Source organism: Streptomyces lateritius (genome assembly GCF_014649715.1).
Taxonomy (GTDB): Bacteria; Actinomycetota; Actinomycetes; order Streptomycetales; family Streptomycetaceae; genus Streptomyces; species Streptomyces lateritius.
Genome location: NZ_BMTO01000003.1, coordinates 271,924 through 297,646, shown reverse-complemented (window position 1 = coordinate 297,646; position 25,723 = coordinate 271,924). Strand labels below are relative to the sequence as shown.

Below are 25,723 nucleotides of genomic sequence, written 5' to 3'. Positions count from 1 at the left end.
GTCAGTGCGCGGCGGTCGACGGTCCCGGGGCGCCGCGCCGGAGGCCGACGGCCGCGAGTACGGCTCCCAGAAGGCAGAGCACTGCGGTGACGACGGCGGCGGTGTGCTCGACCAGCAGTCCGCCGACGATGGGCCCGAGCGCCGTCGAGACCGCCGACACCATCGCCCAGATGCCGACGGCCATGCCGAACTTCCGGGGCGGGAAGGCGGCGCGCAGCAGCCCCAGGGTGTTCGGCATCAGGAGCCCGCCGGAGAAGCCCTGCGCCGCGCGGAAACCGATGACACCCTCGACCGAGCCCGACAGGCCGATGGCCACCGAGGCGAGGGGGAACCCGACGACACCGACCATGTAGTACGTACGGCGTCCGAAGCGGTCGCCGAGCTTGCCGCCCAGGATGAGGGAGGCCGCCAGGGCGAGCAGGTACGCGTTGGTGACCCACTGCAGGTCCACGGTGGACGCGGGGAGGGCGCGGCCGATCTCGGGGTTGGCGATCGCCACCACGGAGGCGTCGAGCTGCACCATGAACAGGCCGAAGGCGACCGCGACGAGGGTCAGCCACGGATTGGACCTCCTGTCCCCGCCCCTGTGCCGGGACCGTTGCGGCCCGGGCGGGGAGGAGGCGTGCGGGAAGAGGGGATCCACGGCGGTGGACGACATGAAGGTGCCTTGTCTGTCGAAAGGGTGACGGAAGAAACCGACGGCCGGCAGGCGTCAGGGCAGGGGAAGGCCACGGCCGGGCGTGCGGGGGCGCGCGAGGTCGACGGTCCGGTGCGGGGTGGGTGTGACCGGCGCGGAGTGGACGTACGGTCGCTGCGTGGAGCGCGCGAGCGCCGCCGGAAGTGCGCGACGGGCGCGGGGGGTGCTACTCCGTTCCGGAGCCGGCGTGGAGATGGTGCGTCAACGCCGTCAGCGCGCCGACCGCCGAGCCCAGGGCGTCGCGCTCACCGTCGGTGAGCGACCTGAGGGCGCGGGCGAGGTGCGCTCCCTGGAGACGCCGCACCTCGGCCAGCTCTCGCCGGGCGCGGGGCGTCGGATACAGATGTGCCGCCTCGCCGTCAGTCTGAGGGGGCGAGGTGACGCCACAGGAACGTGTGCAGCAGGGCGTTGTTGTGGGCGGCCTGTTCGTTGTCGCCGGCACCCGCGTGGCCTCCGCCGGTGTTCTCGTACAGCAGCACCTCGTGGCCGAGTTCGCGAAGCCGGGCGGCCGTCTTCCGGGCGTGGCCGGGGTGGACGCGGTCGTCGCGCGTGGAGGTCATCAGCAGGACGGGCGGGTAGGCCCGGTCCGCGGACAGGCGGTGGTACGGCGAGATGTCGCGGAGGTGGGGGCGATCGGCTTCGACGTCGGGGTTGCCGTACTCGGCGGTCCAGGAGGCGCCGGCGAGGAGCTTGTGGAAGCGGAGCATGTCGAGCAGCGGCACCTGGGCGACGATCGCACCGAACAGCTCGGGACAGCGGGTGAGCATGGCGCCCATGAGCAGGCCGCCGTTGCTGCCGCCCACCGCCCCGAGCCTGTCCGGCGTGGTGATGCCCCGGGTGACGAGATCGGCGGCGACGGCCGCGAAGTCCTCGAAGGCCCGCGGCCGGTCCGCGCCGAGCGCCGCCTGGTGCCACTCGGGTCCGTACTCGCCGCCGCCCCGGATGTTCGCGATCACATAGGTGCCGCCCCGCTCCAGCCACGCCCGGCCTTTCACCGCGCCGTAGAAGGGCGTGAGGGACACCTCGAAGCCACCGTAGCCGTACAGCAGGGCAGGGCCGGGACGGCCGGGGCCCCGGTCGGGCCCGACGACGAAGTACGGCACGCGCGTGCCGTCCCGGCTGGTCGCGAAGAACTGCTCCACCGTCAGGCCGGCCGCGTCGAAGTGGGCCGGAGCCTGCTTGAGGATCTCCGTGTCGGCGCCGATCCGCCCGCGGTAGAGGGTGGAGGGCTGCAGGAAGCCCGACACGTCGAGGAAGTACTCGTCGGAGAGATCGGGGGTCGTGTCCACGACGGAGACCGCGGAGAGCGCGGGGACGTCCGTGAGCCCCGTACGCGCCCACGCCCCGGCGGGGGCGGGGGTGAGCACCTCGATGCGGGTGCTGACGTCCCGCATGGTCTCCAGGAGCAGGTGGTGCCGGGTCCATGAGTGCCCGGCCAGAGCCGTCCGCCCGTCCGGGGCGAACAGCACCTCGGCGGTGCGGTCGCCGGCCAGGAAGGCGTCGAAGCCGAACGCCAGCAGGGAGCCAGCCCGATGGCCGAGCCAGTCGGACTTCAGGGTGACGATCAGGTACTCGCGATGGGCGTAGGCGAGGGCGTCCTCGGGGACGTCGATCCGTACGAGCGTGGCGTCGGAGGTCAGGAGGTACAGCTCGCTGCGGAAGAAGTCCAGGGCGCGGCCGACGAACTCCCGCTCGTAGCCGGGTGTGGTGTCGCGCCGGCCCCAGGCCGACACGTCTCCCGCCTCGGCCTCGAAGACCAGGGTGGCCTCCTCCAGCGGCGTGCCGCGTCGCCACCTGCGGACCGTACGCGGATAGCCGGCGTCGGTCAGCGAACCGGGGCCGAGGTCCGTGCCGACGAAGACGGTGTCGGCGTCGATCCAGCCGATCCTGGTCTTCGCCTCCCCCACCTGGAATCCGTCCTCGACGAAGCTCCGGGTCACGAGGTCGAACTCGCGGACCACGACGGCGTCGGCGCCGTCGCGCGAGAGCCGCACCAGGGCCCGGTCGTGGTCGGGGTGCCGTACCTCCGCGCCGTCCCACACCCACTTCTCGCCGTCCGCGGCGGCGAGCGCGTCGACGTCCAGGAGGATCTCCCAGTCGGGAGCGTCCTTGCGGTACTGCTCCAGCGTCGTACGCCGCCACACTCCCCGCGCGTGCCCGGCGTCGCGCCAGAAGTTGTAGAGGAATGCGCCGCGCCGGGTGACGTACGGGATGCGGTCCGAGGCGTCCAGCGCCTCCCGCAGCCGCTCCTTCAGGGCGGCGAACGCGCCGTCGGCGCCCAGCACGGCCTCCGTCTCCGCGTTCCGCTCGGTCACCCACGCGAGCGCGGCCTCGTCCGTCACGTCTTCCAGCCACAGGTACGGGTCGTCATCGATCACAAGCGGCATTGTGCAGGCCCGGAGCGTACGGCGGCGAGACCGCCCGGCAGGATCAGCCGCCACGGCATCAGCGCCCTCATGTCAAGCGGAGGGTGACGCTGGGCCTGCGATCGACGCGAGGAACGTGTCGAGCAGGGCGGTCTGTGCGTCCGGGGGGAAGCGGGCGGGGTCGAAGAGGGCCTGGACGACGAGGCCGTGGGTGAACGCAACGGCTGTAGCGGCGAGTTGGTCCGGGTCGGCGGTCGCGGGCAGCTCACCGTGGTCGCGGGCGGCTTCGAGGTGCGGACGGATCGCCGAGCGCAAGCGGGTGTAGCGGTCGGCCTGGTCCCTGCCGAGTGACTCGTCGGCGAGGGCCAGATCCCACGAGCTGACCCAGATGCGGTTGCGGGCGGTGTCGTCCGCGGTCAGCGGCAGGATGTCCAGCAGCATCGCTCTCAGGGCGGCGAGGCCCTCGGTGGGGCGTGCGCGCCGCGGGCGTTCGGCGGTTCGCCTCTCCAGCAGGTCAAGGGCGTGCGCCACCAAGGCCCGCTTGGTGGGGAAGTAGTGCATGAGCATGCCGGTCGAGACGCCCATGGCGGCTGCGACCGCACGGAGCGTCAGCCCGCCGAACCCTTTGTCGGCGAGTACGCGCCACACCGCCTCGGACACGTCCTGGCGGCGGGCTTCACGGTCTCCGGGTGCGGGAGGCATACTGCCAGCTTACATACCGAACGCTCGTTACGTACGAACGTACCTGGAGGTCGTCCGTGTTCACCCTGCCGCTCGGCGACGACGACGCGCAGCTCCGCCCCCTGGAGCCCTGGCACGCACGGGAGTTCCTCGCCCACATCGACCGCGCCCGCCCCTACGTGGACCCGTGGATCCCCTGGGCGACGTACAGCACGGACCTCGACTCCGCCACGGCCACCCTCCAGCGGTACGCGGACCGACAGGCCGAGGACACCCGCCGGATCTACGGAATCTGGCTGGAGGGCACGCTGGTCGGCGGGGTCATGTTCACCGACTTCGACGCGGCCACCGGAGTGTGCGAGCTCGGCTGCTGGCTGGAGGCCGAGGCGGCGGGCCGCGGCCTGGTGACCCGGGCGTGCGGGGTCCTGATCGACTGGGCCTTCCAGGAGCGCGGGATGAGACGGGTCGAATGGTGGGTCGCGGCGCACAACACCCGCAGTGTCGACACCGCGCGCCGGCTCGGAATGACCCGTGACGGGGTGCTGCGACAGCGTTCCGCGTACGGGGGGAAGCGGCACGACATCGAGATCTGGTCGCTGCTCTCCGATGACGTACCGCCGACGGACGCGTACGAGTTCCCCGCGCCCGCGGTCAAGGCCGAAAAGGCTGAACTCGACCGGCTGATGCGCGTGTTCCTCGGCGCGTTCACGAACACCGGCGGCAGCCGGCCGAACGTCGACGTCGTCCGCGAGGTGTTCATCCCCCAAGGAACGATCATCGCGAACGTCGGGAGCGAGCCGGTGGTCTACGACCTCGACCGGTTCATCGAGCCGCGGCAGAAGCTCCTCACCGACGGGACGCTGACGGAGTTCTCCGAATGGGAGGTCGCCGAGCGGACCGAGATCTTCGCGTCGATCGCGCACCGGTCCAGTGAGTACCGCAAGTCCGGCTTCCTCAACGGCGAACCCTTCGAGGGCGCCGGCCGCAAGACCACTCAGTTCGTCCGGACACCGGCCGGCTGGAGGATGAGCTCGATGGTCTGGGAGGACATATAGGGAGACGCGCGGGCCCGGCACGGCTCCGGCCGGGCGCCGGCGGTGGCGGTCAGCGGTTGAAGGCATTCCGGGACGAGGGCGAGAAGACGGCCGCAGAGCTGTTCAGGGAGATCCACCAGAGGGGCGAGGACAGGATGCCGCAGCCCACTCACAGGCTCCCGCCGTGTGAACTGACCTGGCCGACTCTCAGCGCCGGCCTTCCGAGATCAACTGGTGGATCATCTGGCGCAGTTTGGTGCTGGAGACGTGCATCGTGTACGGCACGTAGACGACTTCGACACCGACGGCGGCGAAGTCGCGTTCCCACTGGGCACCCCGGGCCGTGCCTTTCCAGTCCTCGCCCTTGAACAGGCGGTGAAAGCCCACCTGGCGCCAGGCCTCCATCTTCTCCAGGGTGTTGTCGACGATCGCCTCATCGACGTACGCCATCGAGCGCACGATCTCCAGCCGCTCGTGGAGCGGTACGACAGGGGCGTGCCCCTTGTGGCCGGCGGCCTCGTCGGTCAGTACGCCGGCGACGAGGTAGTCGCACTGGGCGCTCGCGTGCTTCAGCACGTTGAGATGGCCGATGTGGAAGAGGTCGAAGACACCTGACGCGTAGCCGATGATGCGAGACACGGGTCCTCCTCGGCAGTGCGATCCCCCCGGACGTACTGGTCGTCGACATGCTAGGTCAGCACGGCGGGCGCCGAGGGGCGTTTCGGCAGAGGGGCGTCACCCGCCTCCCCGGGACCGGCCGCCGAGCCGTACCTCTTCGGCCACCCGGTCACCGAACTCCGGGCAGTGGGCCTTGACGCCGAGGAGCACGAGTTCCTCGGCGTCGGGCTTGTCCGTGCCCCACTTCTCCCCGACGGGGTAGAGGGCGACGTCCTCGAGGAGGGAGGCGACGCCGCGGCCGGTCCTGAGCCCGGCGCACCACTGCGGGGGGTACGCGGCGAGTTCGGCGTCCGTCGGCGCCGCCGTCTTCCAGCTGTCGAAGTCGGCGGCCCTGGCGTTGGCGAGGAACTCCTCCTCCGGCGTCCTCGCGGCCGTCGACGTGTCGGCGTCCGGCTCGTCGCCGATGCCGCAGGCGGTGAGTGCGAGCAGCAGACAGGCGGTCAGGGCGGCGGTGCGGGTGCGCATGGTCTCCTCAGGACGTTGATGATCAGGGACACATCATGCGTCCGGCCTGGGGAGGAGCGGAGTCACCTTCTCCGTTCCGTGACCAAGACCTTCGCGCGGGCCGGTCCTCCGGTGCCGGGGTTCCTCACGACCGCGCACCGGCTCCTGGGTGATCCCGGCCGGGCGCGCGCGTCACGTTCGGCGCGGGGCGCTCGGTGCGCCTTCGCTCCACCGGACCGGACACCGGCGCGATGCGGACCGCCCTGCTGCGCTTCATGCGCCCTTCTTGCGCAGGAACCGGCGCAGTCTGGTCAACGGCCACGTGTTGATGACGTCGTCCGTCGTCAGCCAGCCGCGCTGAGCCGTCGCCAGCCCGTAGCGCATGTACGGCAGATGGGTGGTGGCGTGCGCGTCGGAGTTCACGGCGAACTTCACGCCGTACTCCTTCGCGCGCAGGATGTCCTCGTCGCGGAGGTCGAGCCGCTCGGGGTGCGCGTTGATCTCCAGCGCGGTGCCCGCTCGCGCGCAGGCCTTGAAGACCTCGTCGAAGTCGGCGTCGATGCCCGGGCGTTTGCCGATCCGGCGGGTCGTGGGATGACCGATGACGGCGACGTACGGGTTCTCGCAGGCGCGGATGAGACGGCGGGTGAGTTCCCGTCTGCTCTGGTTGAAGTGGGAGTGGACGGAGGCCACACAGATGTCGAAGTCCGCGAGGAATTCGTCGGGCCAGTCCAGGGAGCCGTCCGGGCCGATGTTGAGTTCCGTGCCGTGCAGCAGCCGCATTTCGCGGTGCGCGCCGTCGAGTGCGCGTACCCGCTCGCGCTGGGCGAGGATCTTCTCGTCGGTCATGCGCTGCATGTACAGGTTCGGGGCGTGGTCGGTGACGGCGTAGTAGGCGTATCCACGGGCGGCGGCGGCGGCGATCATGTCCTCCAGCGGCGCCAGCCCGTCGGTGAGGTCGGTGTGGGTGTGCAGATCGCCGCGGATGTCCTTCTCCGTGACGAGCTCGGGGAGTTCGCCGCGCAGCCCGGCCGCGATCTCGCCGCGGTCCTCGCGCAGGGTCGGCGGGATCCAGGGCAGTCCGAGCCTCTCGTAGATCGCCTCTTCCGTCTCGGAGGTGATGCTCTCGCCGCTCTCGGCGTCGAAGAGCCCGTACTCGGACAGCTTGAGGCCGTGGCGCACCGCGAGTTCGCGCGTGCGGATGTTGTGCGCCTTGGAGCCGGTGAAGTACTGCAGTCCCGCGCCCCAGGAAGCGGGGGGAAGGACGCGTAGGTCCACCTGGAGGCCGGTGACGGTCCGTACGGACGTCTTCTTCCGCCCCATCGCGATGACCTCGGCCGTGTGCGGAAGGCCGGCGAGGGCCTCCATGAACGGGGCCGACCGGCGCGCCGCCACCAGGATGTCGACGTCGCCGATGGTCTCCTTCATGCGGCGCAGGGAACCGGCGTACGTGCACCGGACGCAGCCGGGGATCTCCGACAGCTCGGCGACGAGCTGCTCTGCGATGTCCATGGCGGCGCTGACGAGGATCCGGCCCTCGCCGGCGTGCTGCAGGACGGAGATGCCGCGCAGGATGTTCTCCTCGGTCCGTTCCCCGAAGCCCTTCAGGTCCCGCAGCCGTTCCTGGTGGATGGCGTCGACCAGCTGGTCGACGGTGCTGATGCCCAGCTCCTCGTGGAGGAGCATGGCCTTGCGGGGCCCGAGCCCGGGAATCGCGATCAGCTCGCGCACTCCGGCCGGCACGGACGTCCGGGCCTTCTCCACGACGGACATGCGGCCGGTCCGCAGATACTCCACGATCTTGTCGGCGACGGACTTGCCGACGTTCGGAATCTCGAGCAGCGCCTTGGCGTCCAGTGTGGAGACGTCCTGCGGGTAGCCGCCGACGGCGCGTGCCGCCTTCTCGTAGGCGCGCGCCTTGAACGCCTCCTCGCCCCGGATCGCGATGAGGTCGGCGTACTCCTGGAGCAGCGCCTCGACCTGGTCGTTGGCTCGGCCCATGCCTCCAGGGTGCCCCGCACGCACCGCGCGGGCACGCCGGGCGCGGCCGAGGCCACGGCTCAGTCGTGGCGGGCGAGCTTGACCGCGGAGACGAGCAGGACCACCACCAGTACGGGGATGAGGACCAGCTCCGGGAACACGCCGAGGAGCAGTCCGCCCAGCACGGCGCCGGCGACCGAACCCGCGGCCATGACCATGGTGAAGCGGAGGCTGGCGCCCAGGACCGCTAAGCTGCCGTCGCGGCTGTAGCGGGCGAAGGCCACCAGCATGGTCGGCAGCGACACCAGCAGGGAGAGGCTTCCCGCGGTCTTGATGTCCACGCCGAACAAGAGCACGATCGTCGGGATCAGCAGCTCGCCCCCGGCCACACCCATGATCGCGGCGACGACACCGATGCCGAAGCCGGCCACGCCCCCGCTGGGCACCCGGGCCCAGAGCGGCAGCGCGAGCGTCCCCAGGCTGGTGCTGTGCGTGACGAGCAGGGCCGCGGCCATGAGCACCATCAGCGCCGCCAGCACCTTGTAGAGGGTGGAGCCGCGCATGCGTACCGCCCAGGCCGCCCCTGTCCAGGCGCCGAGCAGGCTTCCGGCCAGCAGGTTGAGCGCGACGGGCCAGTGAGCGGCAAGCTCAGCGGCGGACACCGCTGCCAGGCGGGCGGGCAGCGCGACGAGGACCACGACCAGGCTCATCGCCTTGTTCAGGATGACCGCGGAGAGCGCGGCGAAGCCGAACAGGCCGATGAGCAGCGGCAGGCGGAACTCCGCGCCGCCCAGGCCGATCATCCCGCCGAGGACCCCGATGGCCGCGCCCGTACCGAACACCAGGGGTGTCGAGTGGAGCGAACGGGCGGGTACGAGGTCGTTGTCGAGGGCCATGGTGGGCATCCTCGCCGGTGGGCGTCCCCGCTGCTACGGAACGTCCGCAGCTTCGGGGGAAGGCACCGGAGACCCGCTCGGGGTTCGTCCGGTCCTCCGAAGCGCCTCGCGACACACTTCCCACGCCACCTCGCGAGGCCCTCGGCGGCGGATCAACGTGGCTCGTGCGGCGGCTCAGGGCTCGCTGCCGGATGCCGGGGCGTCGGCCGGGGCCCGGCCGTGTCGATGTTGAGGGGACGTGCTCAGCGCTGGTAGGTCCCGACAAGGGCGCCGGAGGCCAGTTCCCTGCCCTTCAGGGCTCGGTGCACGTCCTCGACGCCCGGGTGGCCGTGCAGGGGAAGCGGTTCGGACAAGGCGTACAGGCGGAAGAAGTAGCGGTGCGGCCCGTGCCCCGGTGGAGGCATGGGTCCTCCCCAGCCGACGCGCCCGAAGCCGTTGGGCCAGGGCAGACCGCCCTGCGGTTTTTGGTCCTCCGCCACACCCGTGGTTCCCGGGTCGATACCGGTGACCAGCCAGTGCAGGAAGGTCTTCCCCGGCGCGTCCGGGTCCTCGCACAGGAGCAGCAGCTCCGTGGCCTCCTCGGGCACGCCCGCCCAGGTCAGGGGTGGTGAGACGTTCTCTCCCTCACCGCTGTACCGACGGGGGATCACCGTTCCGTCGTCGAACGCGGGGCTGCTCAGTTCCAATCCGCTCATGCGCGGCGCCATACCCGCCGGGGCGGCCCCGGTACCGGTCCGTGGCGGGAAACCTCCGTTCGGCCGAGCCTGCCCGGGCCCGCCCCGGCGCGGGCAGGCTCGGCCGGCCGCGTCAGCGGGTGGCGAAGGAGTGCACCGTCGTCGAACGGCAGGTCTGCCCCGGGCGCAGCACCGTGGACGGGAAGGACGGGTGGTTGGGCGAGTCGGGGAAGTGCTGGGTCTCCAGGCAGAAGCCGTCGCCCTGGCGGTAGACCTTCCCGGAGGGGCCCGCCAGCGTGCCGTCGAGGAAGTTGCCGCTGTAGAACTGCACGCCCGGCTCGGTGGTCGCGATCTCCATCACCCGACCGGAGACGGGTTCGGTCACGGTGACGGCGTGCCGGGGTGCGTCGGTGGCACCTTTGTCGAGAACGAAGTTGTGGTCGTAGCCGCGGCCGAAGAGGACCTGCGGGTGCCCTTCACGGATGTGCCGGCCGACGGGCTTGCCGCCTCGGAAGTCGAAGGGCGTGTGCGCGACGCCGGCGAGGTCGCCGGTGGGGATGAGGGTGGCGTCGACGGGGGTGTAGCGGGACGCGGCGATCCTCAGGGTGTGGCCGAGGACGCTGCCGTTGCCCTCTCCCGCCAGGTTGAAGTACGTGTGGTTGGTGAGGTTCACGACGGTGGACCTGTCCGTCGTGGCCTCGTACCGGATGCGGAAGTCGCCGCGCGGTGTGAGGACGTGGTCGACCCGGACGCGCAGGGTGCCGGGGTATCCCATCTCCCCGTCCGCGCTGACGTACCGCAGGGTGAGGCCGGTCCGGTCCCTGTGTGTACGGCTCGACGTCCCACACCCGCTTGTCGAAGCCCTTGTCCCCGCCGTGCAGGCTGTGGGGACCGTCGTTGACGGGGGGCCGGTACGTGCGTCCGTCGAGGGTGAAGGCGCCGCCGGCGATGCGGTTGCCGTAGCGGCCGATGATCGCGCCGAAGTACGGGCTGCCCGAGACGTAGTCCTCGAGGTTGTCGAAGCCCAGCGACACGTTCGCGTAGCGCCCGCGCCGGTCGGGGACTTCCAGGGCCTGGACGATGCCGCCGTACGACAGCCATCACCGTACGTCTGCTGATGCGCATGACGATGCGACTCCTCGACCCAGGTCGTTCGATATTTCGTCATGGGTTCGAAATCGTGGCGTGACCGTAGTGACGTTCCAGGGAGCGTGTCAACGGTTCGCGTCGCACATCTCCCCTGAGCGACAGGGGTGTTGACGTGAGGTCACCGAGACGGACATTCTTCTGCGAGCGAAATCCCAGACGCCGTCCGATATTTCGAACTACACAAGAGAGGCGCACCATGACACTCGGCAGATCACGCAAGCCGCGCGGACCGCGCGGACGATCACGGTTCACCCCCGCCCTGAGCACTCTGAGCGTCCTGCTCGCCGCGGCGTTGCTACCGCTTCCGCTTCCCGCCACCGCGTCGAGCGCTCCGGCCCGGGTCTCGGCCGCGGACACCGCCGAGGTCGACTACTCGCTCACCCTCGACCCGGCCCGTACCGGCCCCGCCATCGACGACACGATGTACGGCGTCTTCTTCGAGGACATCAACCACGCGGCCGACGGCGGCCTCTACGCCGAGCTGGTGCGGAACCGGTCCTTCGAGTACGACACCGCGGACAACCGCTCGTACACCCCGATGACCGCGTGGACCCCGACCGCGACCGGGGGCGCGACGGGCTCCGCCGAGGTCGTGGACGACGACGGCCGCCTGGCCGAGCGCAACCGGCGCCACCTGCGGATGAGGCTCGGCGGTCAGGGAGGTGCGGGGGCCGGGATCGGGGTCGCCAACTCCGGGCACGCCTCCGGCGTCAGCCTCCGCGAAGGAGAGAGGTACGACTTCTCGGTGTGGGCGCGCACCGACCGCTCCTCCGGTACACCACTGACGGTCGGCCTGCGGGACGCCGCCGGAGAGACGGCCCTGGCCGACCCCCTGCGCATCACTGTGCGCGGAGACCGCTGGACGAAGTACACCGGCACGCTCACCGCTCGCGCCACGAGCACGACCGGCCGGCTCACGGTGGTCGCCGGAGGCTCGGGCACGGTCCGGCTCGACATGGTCTCGCTCTTCCCCCGGGAGACGTTCCGCGGCCGCCCGAACGGGCTGCGCAAGGACCTCGCCGAGAAGATCGCCGCGCTGAAGCCGGGCTTCCTGCGGTTCCCCGGCGGCTGCCTGGTCAACACCGGAAGCCACGAGGGGTACCAGGCCCCGAACTGGGAGCGCCGGCGCTCCTACCAGTGGAAGGACACCATCGGACCGGTCGAGCAGCGCCCGGCCAACGCCAACTTCTGGGGCTACAACCAGTCCTACGGACTGGGGTACTTCGAGTACTTCCAGTTCGCCGAGGACATCGGCGCCATGCCGCTGCCCGTCGTGCCGGCACTCGTCACCGGGTGCGGCCAGAACCGCGCGACCGACGACCCCGAGCTCCTGCGGCGGCACATCCAGGACACCCTCGATCTGATCGAGTTCGCCAACGGCCCGGTGACCTCCCCCTGGGGCGGGAAGCGGGCGGCGATGGGGCATCCGAAACCGTTCGGTCTGACCCACCTCGCGGTCGGCAACGAGGAGAACCTCCCCGACGCCTACTTCGAGCGCTTCACCGCGTTCCGTAAGGCCGTCGAGGCCGCGCACCCCGAGATCACGGTGGTCGGCAACTCCGGTCCCGACGACGCCGGCCAGACCTTCGACCGGCTCTGGGAACTGAACCGGGCGGCGGGGGTGAAGCTCGTCGACGAGCACTACTACAACAGCCCGCAGTGGTTCCTGGAGAACAACGAGCGTTACGACTCCTACGACCGCGAGGGCCCGAAGGTGTTCCTCGGCGAGTACGCCTCCCTCGACAACCGCTTCTCCAACGCGCTGGCCGAAGCGGCCTACATGACGGGACTCGAGCGGAACGCCGACGTCGTCAAGCTCGCGTCCTACGCGCCGCTGCTCGCGCGCACGGACTCCGTCCAGTGGCGACCCGACATGATCTGGTTCGACAACCGGACGTCGTGGGGATCGACCAGCTACGAGGCGCAGAAGCTGTTCATGACCAACGTCGGGGACCGGGTCGTCCCCAGCGAGGCCTCCCCCACGCCCGCCACCGTCGCTCCCATCGGCGGTGCCGTCGGACTGTCCACCTGGGCCACCAGCGCCGCGTACGACGACGTCACGGTCACCGCACCGGACGGCCGCGTCCTGTTCGGCGACGACTTCTCGGACGGCGACGGGCGGTGGACACCGGCCGCGGGACGCGGTGCGTGGGCCGTCGAGGACGGCGCGTACGTGCAGTCCGACGTCACCGCCGAGAACACGCTGGTCACCGCCGGGGACCCGGCGTGGCGGGACTACGACGTGCGGGTGAAGGCCACGAAGCGGGCCGGGCGCGAAGGCTTCCTGATCGCCTTCGGGGTCAAGGACACCGGGAACCACTACTGGTGGAACCTCGGAGGCTGGGGGAACACCCGCTCGGCGGTGGAGAAGACCGTCGGCGGGGCCAAGCAGACGATGGTCGAGGACGGTACGACGATCGAGAGCGGCCGCGCGTACGACGTGAGGATCGAGGTCCGCGGCCGGCACGTCACGCTGTTCCTGGACGGCGAGAAGTGGGGCGGCTTCACGGACGACAAGGTGGCCGAACCGTTCCGCCAGGTGGTCACCCGGGACGAGGCCACCGGTGAGCTGATCGTCAAGGTCGTCAACGCGCAGGACGCGGCCGCCCGTACGCGGATCGACCTGGGCCGGGAGACCGACGTCGCACCGGTCGCCCGCCTGACCACGCTCCAGGGCGATCCGGGCTCGGAGAACACGTCCGCGTCTCAGCCGATCCGGCCGAGGCGGTCGACGTTCGACGGCGTCGACTCCGCCTTCACGTACACGTTCCCGCCCCACTCGATCACCTTCATGCGGATCAAGACGCTCGGTCCGCAGAAACGTTCATGATCCCCCGTGAGGAGAACACCATGAGGCACACCGACCTGAGCCGCCGAGGCGTGTTGGCGGGCGCCCTTGCCCTGGGCGCCACGGCGGGCCTGCCCGCCGTGGCCCGGGCCGCCGAGGGCCCGGCCGTCGCGTCGGCCGCCCGGTACCCCAACCCGTTGGTGCCGCGGCGCGCCGACCCGCACATCCACCGGCACACCGACGGGTACTACTACTTCACCGCCACCGTGCCGGAGTACGACCGCATCGTCCTGCGCCGTTCCCGGACGCTGCGGGGCCTGACCGGGGCAGCGGAGACCGTGCTGTGGCGGAAGCACACCACCGGCGACATGGGCGCGCACATCTGGGCACCGGAGCTTCATCGCGTCGGCGGCCGCTGGTACATCTACTTCGCCGCGGGTCGGTCCGACGACATCTGGAAGATCCGGATGTACGTCCTGGAGAACTCCCACCCCGACCCGTTGCGGGGAACGTGGACCGAGAAGGGGCAGATCACGACGGCGTGGGACACCTTCTCGCTGGACGCCTCCACCTTCACGCACCGCGGCGTCCGCTACCTGACCTGGGCGCAGCACGAGCCGGGGATCGACAACAACACCAATCTCTACATCGCGCCGATGGCGAACCCCTGGACGATCGGCGGGCGGCCGGTGCGGCTGTCCTCTCCCACGTACGACTGGGAGACGCGCGGTTTCAAGGTCAACGAGGGCCCCTCGGTCATCGCGCGCAACGGCCGGGTCTTCATGACGTACTCGGCGAGCGCCACCGACAGCAACTACTGCATGGGCCTGCTGACCGCCGGCGCCGGCAGCGACCTGCTGGATCCGAACTCCTGGACGAAGTCCAGGGCGCCGGTCTTCACCAGCAGCGACGCCACACGTCAGTACGGCCCCGGTCACAACTCGTTCACCGTCGCCGAGGACGGCCGCACCGACGTCCTCGTGTACCACGCCCGCCCGTACAAGGACATCACGGGTGACCCGTTGAACGATCCGAACCGGCACACCCGCATCCAGGTCTTGGGGTGGAACCCCGACGGGACCCCGGACTTCGGCATTCCGGTCGCGGACGCGGCGGCCGGGCGCATCCCACACTGAGGGAATCCGCACAGGAGCCCCACACAGGCTGCGCACAGTCTTTCGAAAACTTGGTTAGCGTGACTGGCCGCGTGATTCCGATTGCGAACGTGATCGAGCCGTGGCCCCACCGGGTCGGCGGCCTGTCAACTCAGGAAGACCGAGATGGACTACTGCTCCTCGTGTCGCCGGCATCTCAACGGCGCCCTCGTGTGCCCTGGATGCGGCGCCCACGCCCCGGACATCGCTCCCGTCGTCACCGCCGGTCGCCCCCTCTCGGTGGCAGCCACCACGGTGACGATGAGTGAGGCGGCCCCGGCCGCGTGGCACGGCGGTCGGCCTCACGGCGAGACCGCGGCCGGGACCGTCCCGGAGGAGGGACTTCGAGACGACTCGCCCGCGGATCTCGCGGGCGTGCCGTCCGTGCCCGAGGGACGGGCGGCACGGCGACGCCAGCGTGTCCGGTGGAAGAAGAACCAGCGCCGGGCCGTGGTCGCGACCGCCGTCGCGCTCGTGGGCGGCGGTCTGACCATGACCGCGATGGACCGGCAGGGCGGCGACCGGGCGCAGGCGGCCACGGCGCCGCAGGACCCGGGCATGGGCGCCGCCGAGGAACAGGCGGCGCAGGACGCCCGGCCCGCATCGACACCGCCTCACACGCGCCCCGCCCCGCCCGTCTCTCAGGCCGCCCCTCCCGCGCCGGACGTCCCGCGGCCGGACTCGGCGGTCGCTCCCCCCACCACACCGCCGGACGCCCGACCCGGCCCCGCCGCCTCGCAGGAGACCCAGGCAGCGCCGGCCCACCAGCCCCAGAGCGCCTCACCGGCCTCCGCGCAGCCGGCTCTCGACCGCGCGAGCGACACGAGTACCCCGGGCACAACGGCCTCCCAGGCACCGGCGCCCGCTGCCCCGGCTGACGACTCCGGCACCGAGAGCACGGGCTCGGGAACGTCGCAGGCCAGTACCTCTCCCACGGCGACCGCGCCGTCGGAGGTCTGCCTGCTGGTGGTGTGCCTGCCCCTCTCCCGGGCCTGACCAAGCGGACCGTCCCCACCGCGGGGTCCCTTCAGCGCCCGTCGTCCTCCTCGACGAGCCGCGAGAAATCCGTGACGACGGGCACCAGTTCGCCGCGGAGCCACCACGGCAGCTGGTCGTGGTGGTGTTGGTCTCCACGGATTCCGCTCGCGCCCAGGGGGACGACCCAGAGGCTGTTCTCGCGGCAGGAGAGATCCCAGACGTACCGGGCGGAGGGGCCGCGTGGGCTGAGGTCCGTGATGCCGGGGGTGCTGGAGGTGGCCAGGACGCAGTCGTGATCGCCTCCCAGCCCGGGCCAGGGTTCGTCGGCGACCGCGGGGACGGCCTGGCAGGGGGCGAGACGGTGGAGTTCACCCCAGGCGACGGGCTCCTCGCCGGCGACCTCGGTCATGGCGGCGCGGACGATTCCGGGCACGTCCAGGCCGGGCAACAGGTCGGTGGTCAGCAGATTCTCCAGGGCGAAGGCCACCTTGGAGGTGAGGGTCAGCCAAGGCGCGAACACCGCCGGATACGGCAGTGGTTCGGCGAGGTCCTTCAGTTGCGGGGCAGCGGCGAGCCCGCGTGTGACGGCTGAGCGGAGGCGCGCGTAGTCCGCGGCGGCGACGCTGTCGGCGTCCATGTGGCGGTCCCAGGCGAGCAGTCTCTCCCTCAGCCGCTCGGCCTCGGGGCGGAGATCGCCGAGCCGCTCCACCTGTGCGAGCAGCGGTGCGGCGGCCGCGAGGTGAGTGTCCATGTGGATGGCCGCCATACGGGGGGCCGTCCAGTCCCGCGACGCGCGCAGCAGCGCCTCGATGCGGTCGGCGCGGTACGGCGGCGCGAACTCCACGCCGAGGGGGGCGGCGATGCCTCGGGCGTTCGCCATCACGGCGAGGTCGTCGACCTCGGCACGGGGCAGGCCGAGGCGCCCGCGCCAGTCGTGTCCTCGCCCCCAAGCGGGAACGACCCGCAGCCAGTTGTCACGAGCGCGGATCGGTACGTAGCCGGCCACCCGGTGCAGCAGCCCGCCCGTCGAGTCGGCGGCGTGGACGACGTTCACGGGCTCGATCCACCGGTCGAGCGCGCGGTCCACGTCTGCGACGGTGCGGGCCCGCAGGAGGGCGGGGATCGCGTCGAAGCCGAGGTCTGCGGTGACGCGGGGCGGGTAGCGCAGGCTGATGCCCTCGGGCAGGCCGCCCGGTTCCGGCTCCGTGCCGGGGGTGTCCGCGAGGCCCTCGATGACGACGGGGCCGCGTTCCGTCTCGATGACGTCGACCTCGACGGGCTCGGCTGCCGCGACCTGGACGGTCTCCCGGTGATGGAGGGCCGGCCGCCACCCGTCGGGGCCCAGCGCCTCGATGCCGTGGTCCGTGCGGCGCAACCGTTCCCGGTAGAGGTCGTGGTAGTCGGACATGGCGTTGGTGATCGCCCACGCGACAGTGCCGGTGTGGCCGAAGTGGGCGATTCCCGGGACACCGGGGACGGCGAGACCGACGACGTCGTAATCGGGACAGGACAGATGTATCTGCTGGTAGAACCCGGGGTCCTGGATGAACCGGTGGGGATCACCCGCGATGAGCGGCGCGCCGCCGGCGGTGCGTTCCCCCGAGACCGTCCAGCCGTTCGATCCCGCGGTTCCCGGGTCGTCGGTGGCGAAGAGTTCGACGGCCCCGTCGCCGAGCCGTCCGGCGACCGCTTCGCGCCAGAGCTTGGTGGGGAAGCCCGCGAAGAGGATGTGGTGGGTGAGCCAGACACCGAGAGGTGTCCATCGCCGCCAGGGCCGCGGCGCGAGGCCGGTGGCCGCGAACTCCGGAGCGGCTGCCGCGCCGCGCTCCAGACCCGCGTTCACGCCGTCGACGTACGCCGACACCCAGGCCGCCGTCTCCTCGTCGAGGCGGTCGAAGCAGCGCCGCGCGGTGTCGTCCAGTCTGGCCTGACGGGCGAATCGGTCCCAGGGAACGGCGTCCGCGCCGAGGAAGGACGCGGTGGTGCCTTCGGAGCGGTGCCGCTCCACCTCGATCTGCCAGGACCGGTCCCGCGCCGCGTTCTCGCCCTGCCCGAAAGCCAGCTGGAGCGCTCCCGAGGCACGCAGATGCGGAATGCCCCAGGCATCCCGATAGGTCCTGACCGTCACCGGTGCTCCGTTCTCGCCGGACTCGGCGGACAACTCAGCGGGCCAACGCCGCGGACTGCTCGTCTCGGGCGGAGAGCGGGGACTGCGGCTCGGCCCCGGCGTGGGCGGCCGGGACGAGGAAGCGTGACACGCTGCGGAGCTTCTCGCGTGTCTCCTCCAGCTCGCGGTCCGGGCTGGAGTGCGCCACGATACCGGCGCCCGCCCGCAGCCAGGTCCGGCCCTCGTGGCGGTACACGCTGCGCAGCACCAGCGCGGCGTCGACCGTGCCGTCCGCGTCGACCGTCATGACGGCGCCGCTGTAGAGGCCACGGGAGTCGCGCTCGCTGCGGTGGATGAGTTCGCACGCCTCGGCCTTGGGGATGCCCGAAGCCGTCACCGCGGGGAAGAGCGCGCCGAACGCCTCCCACGCCGTACGTCCCGGTGCCAGCGAGCCGGACAGCCGGGAGGCCAGGTGCTGCACGCTCCCCCGCTCCTTCACCGACATGAAGTCGTCGACCGTGACCGACTCCCGGGTGCAGACCTGTTCGAGCTCCTCGGCCACGAGCCGTACCGACACGGCGTGTTCGAAGACCTCCTTCTCGTCGCGGTAGAGCTCGGCGCGCCGGCTGCTGTCCGCGAGCGGGTCGCCTTCCAGGGCCCGGGTGCCCGCGAGGGGCTGGGCGACGACCCGCCGGTCCTCGCCGGTGACCCGGGCGACGATCTCCGGGCTGAACCCGGCCGTCTCCCAGCCACCGAGGCGCAGCAGGAACGACCGGGCCGGGTCGTTGCCGCGCCTGCCTTCGAGGTAGGTGGCGGGCAGGTCGATGGGAGAGGTGACCGGAACGACGCGGGAGAGGATCACCTTGGTCAGGTTTCCGGCGCGGATCTCGTCCACGGCGGCGGCGACGGACGCGCGGTAGTCATCGGCGTCGTGCCGCTCGATGTCCGCGGTCACCCGCCGCGTGTCGCCCACCGCTCCGCCGAGGGCGGCGGCGGAGCGCACCCGCTGCTCCAGACCGTCGAGCTCCTCGGGGCGCAGCGTCCGCAGGAGGGCGCCGCCGTCCTCGAGCCTGACCTCCCGGCCGGGTACGACGAGGTGGGCGAGGGGGGCGTCTCCGGGCACGGCGGGCAGGCCGTGCAGCGGATAGCTGAGTTCGAACGTCGACCATCCGTAGGCCCGCCAGCCCTGGAGGCGTACGGCGGCCAGGGCCTGGTCCAGCGCGTGGAGCACCCCCCCTCCGGCGGAGAACTCGACGGGGTCGGCACCCTCCAGGCTGAGCGTGGTCCCCTCGGCGCGGATGACGATGCTGCCGTACTCGCCCTCCGCCCATCCGATGGCGCCCCGGTTCTCGAAGAGCACGTAGGCGTCGGCCGAGGTCTCCGACAGCGCCACCGCGGTGCTCAGCGCGTCGCCGGTCAGCGCTATGCGGCGCTCGTGGTAGGCAGGGGCGAAGGTCACGGCTTCTCTCTCTTTCCCGGAGTCGGCATGTCCGGCGTGGCGGGTGTCCCTCTCGGAACGGGCGAGGCGTGGCGGGGCGGCGGGCGTGGTGCGCACGGGTGCGTCCGCCTCGCGCAGTGCCCGCAGTACGTGGGCGATGACGGCGGGGCGCCCGGGGACGAGGTAGAAGTGCCCGCCCGGCAGGACGTGGATCCCGGCGAGCCGGGTGGCGACCTCGCCCCAGCGCGGCGCGTCCCACGCCGGGGCGTTCTCGTCCCGGTCGCCCACCAGGACGTGCAGCGGAGTGGTGACACGAGGGTGCGGATCGGGGGCGTACCGGCCGATGACCTGGAAGTCCGCCCGGCACGGGGGAAGGATCAGCTCCCGCGTCTCCGGGTCGTCCAGCAGCTCGTCCGGGGTGCCGCCGAGACCGCGCAGGTAGGCGACGATCGCGTCGTCGTCGTAGTCGGCCACGGGCGATGGGCACTCCCTCAGCCGGCGGGGGCTGGGCCGGCCGGAGACGACAAGGGCGGCCGGGCGAGGCCCTCCCGAGGCCTCCAGACGGCGTGTCACCTCGAACGCGACCGAGGCGCCCATGCTGTGGCCGAACAGGACGGTGGGCCGGTCGAGCCAGGGCACGAGGGCCTCGGCCAGCGCGTCGGCGAGCACGTCCATGGTGGTCGACGGCGGTTCGCCGAACCGGCGTTCACGGCCGGGCAGGACCACAGACAGCACCTCGACGTCGCCGGGCACGGAACGGGCCCAGTCGCGGTAGAAGGCGGGGGAACCTCCGGCGGGGCCGAAGCACACGACCCTAGCCGTGGCGTGCGGCCTCGGGGCGTAGCGGCGGAACCATGCCTCCGAGGTGCCACGGTCCGCCGCACCGGCGGCGGGCTCAGCCATCGGCGCGCTCCGGCTCCCGGGGCCCGTCGTCCAGCTGCGCGTCGATCTCCTCGTCGGTGAGCGAGTCGATCTCCAGGAAGACCTCGGCGACGAGCTCCAAACGGCCTTCCTCGTCACGGTCCAGGAGCGTCCGGGCGAGGCCGGCGACCGTGAGGGAGGCGAGGACGTCGTGGACGGAGACGTCCTCGGTGTCGAGGGCCTCGCGCAGCCGGGCGGTGATCCGGGTGGCGAGGATGGAGTCCCCGCCGAGCTGGAAGTAGTCGTCGTGGCGACCGACCTTCTCCGCGTCGAGGACGCGGCCCCATGTCCGGGCGACGACCTCCTCCAGGGCGGATGCCGGTGCCTCGCGCTCACCCTCCTTCGCCTGTACGGCGAGGAGTTCCCGCAGCGCCCGGCGGTCCACCTTGCCGTTGGCGGTCAGGGGCATGTCGTCCAGGACGGCGATGGTGTCCGGCAGCATGTGGGCGGGCAGCCGGTCGGCGGCGCGGGCCCTGACGTCGCCGGGCCCGGTGCCCGCGTCGGCGGCGACGACGGCGCACAGCCGCGGTGTGGGGCCGGTACGGATCACGAGCGCCGCGGCGTGGCGGACCGCCGGGTGCTCGGCCAACGCGGCCTCCACCTCGCCGAGTTCGATCCGGAAGCCACGGATCTTCACCTGGTCGTCGGCCCGGCCGAGGAACTCCAGCGTGCCGTCGGGCCAGTAGCGGGCGCGGTCGCCGGTGCGGTACCAGCGGACCCCGTCGGTCTCGACGAAGCGGTCGGCGGTCCGTTCGGCGTCGCCCCGGTAGCCGTCGGCCACCCCGGCGCCGCCGATCCAGAGTTCGCCCGGCACCCAGTCGGGGCAGTCCCGGCCCTGGGCGTCCACCGCCCGGCACCTGACGTTGCGCAGCGGGGTCCCGTAGGGGACGCTCGTCCACCGCGCGGGCACCTCGCCGCCCTCGACCTCCCGGACGGTGGAGTGGATGGCGGTCTCGGTGGTGCCGCCGAGACCGAGGAAGCGGCAGCCGGGGACCTGGGCGTGGAGCCGGACCGGGAGGTCGACGCCGACCCAGTCGCCGCCGAGGAGGACCGCTCGCAGGCTCGTCCCCAGGGGCTCGCTCCCGGCCGCGGTGAGCAGCATGTCGAGCAGGCCGGGCACGCAGTTGAGCACGGTCACGGAGTGCCGATGGACCAGCCGTGCCCACGCGGAGGCGTCCTTGCGGGTCGCCTCGTCGACGGTGACGACCGCTCCGCCGACCGCCAGGGGGGCGAAGATGTCGAAGACGGACAGGTCGAAGTCGAGCGCGGACAGGGCGAGCACGCGGTCCGCGGGACCGAGGCCGAGCCGTTCGACGAGGTCGTCGACGGTGTTGGCGGCGGCGCGGTGGGAGACCTCGACGCCCTTGGGCTCGCCGGTGGAGCCCGAGGTGAACAGGACGTAGGCCACGGTGCCCGGGTCTGCGAACAAGGGCTCGGCCAGGGGCCGGGGCCAGGCGACGGCCTCGTCCAGTGGGAGATGCCCGGCGTCCGTGCCGCTGCCGGGCGCGGTGAGGGCGACGGTGACACCGGCCCGCTCGCGGATCGACTCGGCGCGGGCGGGTGGCTGTTCGACGCCGATCGGCACGTAGTGCCCGCCCGCGGCGTGGACGCCGAGGACCGCCACCAGCTGGTCGGGGCCCTTGGGCAGGCTGATCGCCACGGCGTCGCCGGCCTGGACACCCCGTTCACGCAGGGCTCCGGCCACCCGCAGGGCGCGCTCGGCGAGTTGGCCGTACGTGACCGTCGTCGTCCCGGAGCCGGGAACGGCGTCGGAGCCCAGGACGGCGGGGGCGTCGGGGGTGGCGGCCGCGCGGGTGAAGAACGCGTGGTGCAGCGGGTGTTCGGGCAGCTGCCCGTCGGTGCGGTTGACCTCCGCCCGGACGGCGAGCTGCTCACGGGTGGCGAGCGGCCCCACGGGGGCGTCCCAGGCACTGCCGTCGGACACCTTGCCGATCAGCTCGACGAAGGCGGCGAACATGGCGTCCGCGACGCCGTCGGGGAAGGCGTCGGCCCGTACGTCCCAGTTGACCAGCAGGCCGTCGTGGAGCTCGGTGATCTGGGCGTCGAGGAGGACCTGCGGGCCCTGCGAGACGATCCACACCGGCTCGCCGAGGCAGCGCTCCACGTCCTGGCCGAACAGCTCGCCGAGGTCGAGCGCGCTGGTGAAGACCACGGGGGCGAGCACCTGGGAACCCTGATGGCGCGAGAGGTCACGCAGTACCTCGACGCCCGAGTACGAGGAGTGCTGCGCGGCCCGGTGCATGCGGTCCTGCGCGTCCGCGGCCCGTTCGGCGAAGGTACGGGACTCGGTCAGGTCGACGTCGAGCAGGACGGAGCTGGTGAAGTCGCCGACGAGACGGTCCACGTCGGGGTGGAGCGGACGGCGGTCGAACATGGGGACGTTGAGCAGGAACCGCGGTTCACCGCTCCAGGCGCCGAGGACTTCGGCGAAGGCGGTGGCCGCCGCGATCGCGGGGGTGACGGCGTGCCGGCGGGCCTGGTCGGTGAGCCGTCCGCGCTGCTCGGGGCTGAGCCAGTGGTGCAGGCGCGTCACCCGGTGGCCGGCGCCGCGCTCGGCTTCCGGCCGGGTCGGCAGGAGAGGGGCGCCGGGCAGCTCGCCCAGCCGCTCGCGCCACCAGCGCACGTCCTGCTCGCGCGGCGGCTGTGAACGCCGTTCGGCCAGGTATCGGGCGTAGCTGTAGCCGAGCGGCGGCAGTGGCCGGCCGGGGTTCTCGTAGAGGTGGACGAGGTCGGCGAGCATCGCGCGGTAGCTGCGGGCGTCGGCCGCGAGCATGTCGACGTCCACGTGCACACGGGTGCGGCCTGCGGGCAGCAGCGTCACCCGGACGTCGAAGACCTGTCCGGCCTCGACGTCGAGCAGCTGGTGGGAGAGTTGGTCCCGCAGGCGGGCGGCCTGCTCCTCCGCCTCCTGCGGCGAGAGGTCACGCAGGTCGAGGACCGGGAGTTCGGTGCCGCGGGTCCACGGCCCGACGACCTGACGGCCGTCGTCGAGGATACGGGCGCGGAGCATGGGGTGTCGTTCCGCCAGGGCGGCGACGGCCGCTCCGAGGCGGGCCGGGTCGACACCGGAGCCGTCGAACTCGGTGTAGAGGTGAGCGGCCACGGCCCCGAGGGCCTGTGAGCCGCCCCGGCCGACCCAGTAGGCGTGCTGCATCAGCGCCAGGGGAAATGGTTCGTCCGTCGCGGCTGCGTCCGTCGTGGGATCGTCCGAGGCACGTACGTCCGCCGCCGGTACGCCCTGCGCGGCTCCGCGTTCCCCGGGTACGCGACGTTCCCCGGGTGCGGTCGTGCCGGCCGCCGACGCCGTCGCCGCCTCGGGCTCCGGCTCGGATGCCGCTTCCGCCCGCAACCCGGCCCAGCCGGCCAGCGTCGGCCGACGCGCCAGGTCGGCGAAACCCACGTCGAGGCCGTTCCGTCGGCAGCGGTCCGCGATCCTCATCAGCTTGAGCGAGTCCAGACCGAGTTCGATGAGGTTGTCGTGGTCTCCGGGAGGCTCGGAGCCAGGGCCGAGCAACTCGGTGACCACGCGCCGGAGATCGTCGATCGACAGCATGAAGCGGCTTCTTCCTAGGACGTCGTGTCGTGATGGAGAGTCGCGCTCGCGTCCGGGTGAGCCCATGAGCACCGGCGGACGGATGGGGCGAGGTACGGAGGAACCGCTCTCAAATCGCCTAGAACGAACCAGAATTGGTCACCATAAGCACCCTTGCGACAGGAGGTGTGCACCGACGGGAGTTAGGTTAACCTAACCACACCTGTTTGTGGATGCCGAGGCGGCGCCCGGCGTCCACACCCATGAGCGGAAACCAGCGAGGCGCGCCCGTCGCCCTCCGGCCACGAGAGTCGAGCCGAAACGTGACCCACTTCGCCACCGAGCCTCCCTCGCCCCGGACTTCGGGTCTGACCCCATGGCCCGCGAACTCCGCGGCGCGATACGTCGCGGCCGGTCACTGGGACGGCCGCACCCTCGGGACCATGCTGCGCGGCTGGACGGCCGAATACGGCGACCGTCTCGCGATCGTCGCCGCGACGGAGCGGCTGACCTACCGACAGCTCGACGAACGCGCGGACCGCATGGCGGCCGGCCTGGCCGACCTTGGCATCCGCGCCGGCGACCGGGTACTGGTGCAGCTGCCCAACACCGGTGCGTTTCCCGTTCTGTTCTTCGCCCTCGCCCGGCTGGGCGCGATCCCGGCACTCACCCTGCCCGCCCACCGCGTCACCGAGATCGGCCACCTGGCCCGACTGTCCGAAGCGGTGGCGTACGTCATCGCCGACGAGTACGCCGGGTTCGACTACCGGGAGCTCGCCGCCGCCGTGCGGGCCGGGGCACCCGCCCTGCGGCACGTCCTGGTGGCGGGTGATCCCGGCCCCTACACCGCGCTCGCGAAGGTCGACGCGGAGCCCCGCGACTTTCCCGATCCCGACCCCGCCGACATCGCACTGCTGCTGGTCTCCGGCGGAACCACCGGTGTCCCCAAGCTGATTCCCCGCACCCACAACGACTACGGGTACAACGCCCGTGCCAGCGCGCAGACGTGCGAGCTCTCGGCCGAGACGGTCTACCTCGCCTGCCTGCCCATCGCCCACAACTTCCCGCTGGCCTGCCCGGGCATGCTCGGCACGCTGTCGGTGGGCGGCCGCGTCGTACTCTCCCCCTCCCCCGCGCCCGGCGACGCCTTCCCGCTGATCGAGGCCGAACGGGTCACGCACACCGCGCTGGTGCCGCCGCTGATCCCCCTCTGGACCGACGCGGCGGAGTGGGATCCCGCGGACATCTCCAGCCTGCGCATCCTCCAGGCCGGCGGATCCAAGCTCTCGGCCGACCTGGCCCGCACCATCCCCGGCACCCTCGGCTGCTCCGTTCAGCAGGTGTTCGGCATGGCCGAGGGCCTGCTCAACTACACCCGGTCCGATGACGATCCCGAGACGGTGGCGCTCACGCAGGGGCGGCCGCTGAGCGAGGACGACGAGCTGCGCGTCGTGGACGCGAACGGACAGGACGTCGCGCCCGGTGAGGTCGGAGAGCTCCTGGTCCGCGGTCCGTACACCCTGCGCGGCTACTACCGCGCCCCCGAGGTGAACGCCGCCGCCTTCACACCGGACGGCTACTACTGCTCCGGTGACCTGGTGCGCCGGCTGCCGTCGGGTCACCTGATCGTGGAGGGCCGGGTCAAGGACACCATCGACCGCAACGGCGAGAGCGTCTCCGCCGAGGAGGTCGAGGGCCACGTCACGGCCCATCCCCAGGTGCGGCGCTGCGCCGCCGTCGGCCTGCCGGACTCCGGCCAGGGCGAGCGGATCTGCGCGGTGATCGTCCCCGACGGCCCCTCGGTTCCGACGCTTCAGTCCCTGCGGGCCTTCCTGCTGGAGCGTGGTGTCGCCGCGTTCAAGCTGCCCGACCGCGTGGAGTCGGTCGCGGACCTGCCCTTGACGGCCATCGGGAAGATCGACAAGCGGGCCCTGGTGCGCATGCTGGAGGGGCGCGAACGGGCCTGAGACGCCCCACCCGTCCCGACGTCCCACCCGTCCCGACGTCCCACTCGAAAGAAGGCTTCATCCCATGACCAACCCCTTCGACGACGAGAACGGTTCCTTCCTCGTGCTGGTGAACGACGAGGGCCAGCACTCGCTGTGGCCGTCCTTCCAGGCCGTCCCGGACGGCTGGCGGTCCGTACTGGGGCCGGTCGGCCGATCCGAGGCGCTGGCCCACGTGG

General features: G+C 71.9%; 18 protein-coding genes and 1 pseudogene. 6 read left to right on the top strand and 13 right to left on the bottom strand.

The genetic code is table 11. The features are described 5' to 3' along the window. Position 1: 1 nt before the first annotated feature. From IE136_RS07720 to IE136_RS07705, 4 genes are all read right to left on the bottom strand, one after another. Complete coding sequence (locus IE136_RS07720) at positions 2-658, bottom strand: MFS transporter (protein WP_229818694.1); 657 nt, start codon at positions 656-658, stop codon at positions 2-4. A gap of 205 nt (positions 659-863) precedes the next feature. After that, on the bottom strand, positions 864-1,001 hold the full coding sequence (locus IE136_RS07715) for a hypothetical protein (protein WP_189599905.1): 138 nt from the start codon (positions 999-1,001) through the stop codon (positions 864-866). 55 nt (positions 1,002-1,056) lie between these two features. Beyond that, positions 1,057-3,084, bottom strand: a complete 2,028-nt coding sequence (locus IE136_RS07710) for a prolyl oligopeptidase family serine peptidase (protein WP_158992666.1) — start codon at positions 3,082-3,084, stop codon at positions 1,057-1,059. A 72-nt stretch (positions 3,085-3,156) separates the two neighbouring features. Beyond that, positions 3,157-3,765: a TetR/AcrR family transcriptional regulator gene (locus IE136_RS07705; protein ID WP_158992664.1), complete on the bottom strand. Its 609-nt coding sequence runs from the start codon at positions 3,763-3,765 to the stop codon at positions 3,157-3,159. Positions 3,766-3,821: 56 nt separating this feature from the next. Between IE136_RS07705 and IE136_RS07700 the strand changes: the two genes are divergently transcribed. Next, the gene (locus IE136_RS07700) at positions 3,822-4,799 is read left to right on the top strand and encodes a GNAT family N-acetyltransferase (protein ID WP_189599904.1); all 978 of its coding nucleotides are present in this window, start codon (positions 3,822-3,824) and stop codon (positions 4,797-4,799) included. 186 nt (positions 4,800-4,985) lie between these two features. On the opposite strand, the gene IE136_RS07695 is transcribed toward IE136_RS07700, so the two are convergent. The 6 genes and pseudogenes from IE136_RS07695 to IE136_RS07670 all read right to left on the bottom strand — a co-directional run. Continuing rightward, positions 4,986-5,417 (bottom strand): FAD synthase family protein, encoded by a 432-nt coding sequence (locus tag IE136_RS07695; protein WP_158992660.1) that lies wholly within the window; start codon positions 5,415-5,417, stop codon positions 4,986-4,988. A gap of 96 nt (positions 5,418-5,513) precedes the next feature. Then, positions 5,514-5,921, bottom strand: coding sequence for a hypothetical protein (locus IE136_RS07690; protein WP_189599903.1), 408 nt, complete (start codon positions 5,919-5,921; stop codon positions 5,514-5,516). A gap of 252 nt (positions 5,922-6,173) precedes the next feature. After that, positions 6,174-7,901 (bottom strand): DNA polymerase/3'-5' exonuclease PolX, encoded by a 1,728-nt coding sequence (gene polX / locus IE136_RS07685; RefSeq protein WP_189599902.1) that lies wholly within the window; start codon positions 7,899-7,901, stop codon positions 6,174-6,176. Positions 7,902-7,960: 59 nt separating this feature from the next. Next, positions 7,961-8,776 (bottom strand): sulfite exporter TauE/SafE family protein, encoded by an 816-nt coding sequence (locus IE136_RS07680; RefSeq protein ID WP_158992654.1) that lies wholly within the window; start codon positions 8,774-8,776, stop codon positions 7,961-7,963. Positions 8,777-9,018: 242 nt separating this feature from the next. Continuing rightward, the gene (locus tag IE136_RS07675) at positions 9,019-9,471 is read right to left on the bottom strand and encodes a YbhB/YbcL family Raf kinase inhibitor-like protein (RefSeq protein ID WP_189599901.1); all 453 of its coding nucleotides are present in this window, start codon (positions 9,469-9,471) and stop codon (positions 9,019-9,021) included. Between the two features lie 112 nt (positions 9,472-9,583). Next, positions 9,584-10,547: pseudogene (locus tag IE136_RS07670) on the bottom strand (aldose epimerase family protein); the annotation flags it as partial. Positions 10,548-10,795: 248 nt separating this feature from the next. Here IE136_RS07670 and IE136_RS07665 point away from each other — a divergent pair. From IE136_RS07665 to IE136_RS07655, 3 genes are all read left to right on the top strand, one after another. Then, a complete protein-coding gene (locus IE136_RS07665; RefSeq protein WP_189599900.1) occupies positions 10,796-13,429 on the top strand; it encodes an alpha-L-arabinofuranosidase family protein in 2,634 nt (877 codons plus the stop codon). Positions 13,430-13,449: 20 nt separating this feature from the next. Continuing rightward, a complete protein-coding gene (locus tag IE136_RS07660) occupies positions 13,450-14,523 on the top strand; it encodes a glycoside hydrolase family 43 protein (protein WP_158992648.1) in 1,074 nt (357 codons plus the stop codon). Between the two features lie 144 nt (positions 14,524-14,667). Next, positions 14,668-15,537: an SCO2400 family protein gene (locus IE136_RS07655; protein WP_444545717.1), complete on the top strand. Its 870-nt coding sequence runs from the start codon at positions 14,668-14,670 to the stop codon at positions 15,535-15,537. A 31-nt stretch (positions 15,538-15,568) separates the two neighbouring features. Here the strand turns inward: IE136_RS07655 and IE136_RS07650 are convergent, their stop codons facing one another. The 3 genes from IE136_RS07650 to IE136_RS07640 are packed head-to-tail and all read right to left on the bottom strand — an operon-like array spanning position 15,569 to position 23,559. Further along, positions 15,569-17,647, bottom strand: a complete 2,079-nt coding sequence (locus IE136_RS07650) for a penicillin acylase family protein (protein ID WP_189599898.1) — start codon at positions 17,645-17,647, stop codon at positions 15,569-15,571. 34 nt (positions 17,648-17,681) lie between these two features. Beyond that, the gene (locus IE136_RS07645; RefSeq protein WP_189599897.1) at positions 17,682-19,967 is read right to left on the bottom strand and encodes a salicylate synthase; all 2,286 of its coding nucleotides are present in this window, start codon (positions 19,965-19,967) and stop codon (positions 17,682-17,684) included. Next, positions 19,960-23,559, bottom strand: a complete 3,600-nt coding sequence (locus IE136_RS07640) for a non-ribosomal peptide synthetase (RefSeq protein ID WP_189599896.1) — start codon at positions 23,557-23,559, stop codon at positions 19,960-19,962. The genes IE136_RS07645 and IE136_RS07640 overlap by 8 nt, the downstream gene beginning before the upstream one ends. A 302-nt stretch (positions 23,560-23,861) precedes the next feature. On the opposite strand from IE136_RS07640, the gene IE136_RS07635 reads away from it, so the two are divergent. Both IE136_RS07635 and IE136_RS07630 read left to right on the top strand, forming a co-directional pair. Beyond that, positions 23,862-25,505 (top strand): (2,3-dihydroxybenzoyl)adenylate synthase, encoded by a 1,644-nt coding sequence (locus IE136_RS07635; protein ID WP_308432394.1) that lies wholly within the window; start codon positions 23,862-23,864, stop codon positions 25,503-25,505. A gap of 64 nt (positions 25,506-25,569) precedes the next feature. Next, positions 25,570-25,723 (top strand): MbtH family protein (locus IE136_RS07630; RefSeq protein WP_189599895.1); only part of this gene is annotated, 154 nt, incomplete at its 3' end.

Excerpts from the sequence above, each read along its gene's own strand:
- IE136_RS07720 (WP_229818694.1), bottom strand. The coding sequence starts at position 658 with ATGTCGTCCACCGCCGTGGATCCCCTCTTCCCGCACGCCTCCTCCCCG.
- IE136_RS07710 (WP_158992666.1), bottom strand. The coding sequence starts at position 3,084 with ATGCCGCTTGTGATCGATGACGACCCGTACCTGTGGCTGGAAGACGTG.
- IE136_RS07705 (WP_158992664.1), bottom strand. The coding sequence starts at position 3,765 with ATGCCTCCCGCACCCGGAGACCGTGAAGCCCGCCGCCAGGACGTGTCC.
- IE136_RS07690 (WP_189599903.1), bottom strand. The coding sequence starts at position 5,921 with ATGCGCACCCGCACCGCCGCCCTGACCGCCTGTCTGCTGCTCGCACTC.
- polX (WP_189599902.1), bottom strand. The coding sequence starts at position 7,901 with ATGGGCCGAGCCAACGACCAGGTCGAGGCGCTGCTCCAGGAGTACGCC.
- IE136_RS07680 (WP_158992654.1), bottom strand. The coding sequence starts at position 8,776 with ATGGCCCTCGACAACGACCTCGTACCCGCCCGTTCGCTCCACTCGACA.
- IE136_RS07675 (WP_189599901.1), bottom strand. The coding sequence starts at position 9,471 with ATGAGCGGATTGGAACTGAGCAGCCCCGCGTTCGACGACGGAACGGTG.
- IE136_RS07665 (WP_189599900.1), top strand. The coding sequence starts at position 10,796 with ATGACACTCGGCAGATCACGCAAGCCGCGCGGACCGCGCGGACGATCA.
- IE136_RS07660 (WP_158992648.1), top strand. The coding sequence starts at position 13,450 with ATGAGGCACACCGACCTGAGCCGCCGAGGCGTGTTGGCGGGCGCCCTT.
- IE136_RS07655 (WP_444545717.1), top strand. The coding sequence starts at position 14,668 with ATGGACTACTGCTCCTCGTGTCGCCGGCATCTCAACGGCGCCCTCGTG.
- IE136_RS07645 (WP_189599897.1), bottom strand. The coding sequence starts at position 19,967 with ATGGCTGAGCCCGCCGCCGGTGCGGCGGACCGTGGCACCTCGGAGGCA.
- IE136_RS07640 (WP_189599896.1), bottom strand. The coding sequence starts at position 23,559 with ATGCTGTCGATCGACGATCTCCGGCGCGTGGTCACCGAGTTGCTCGGC.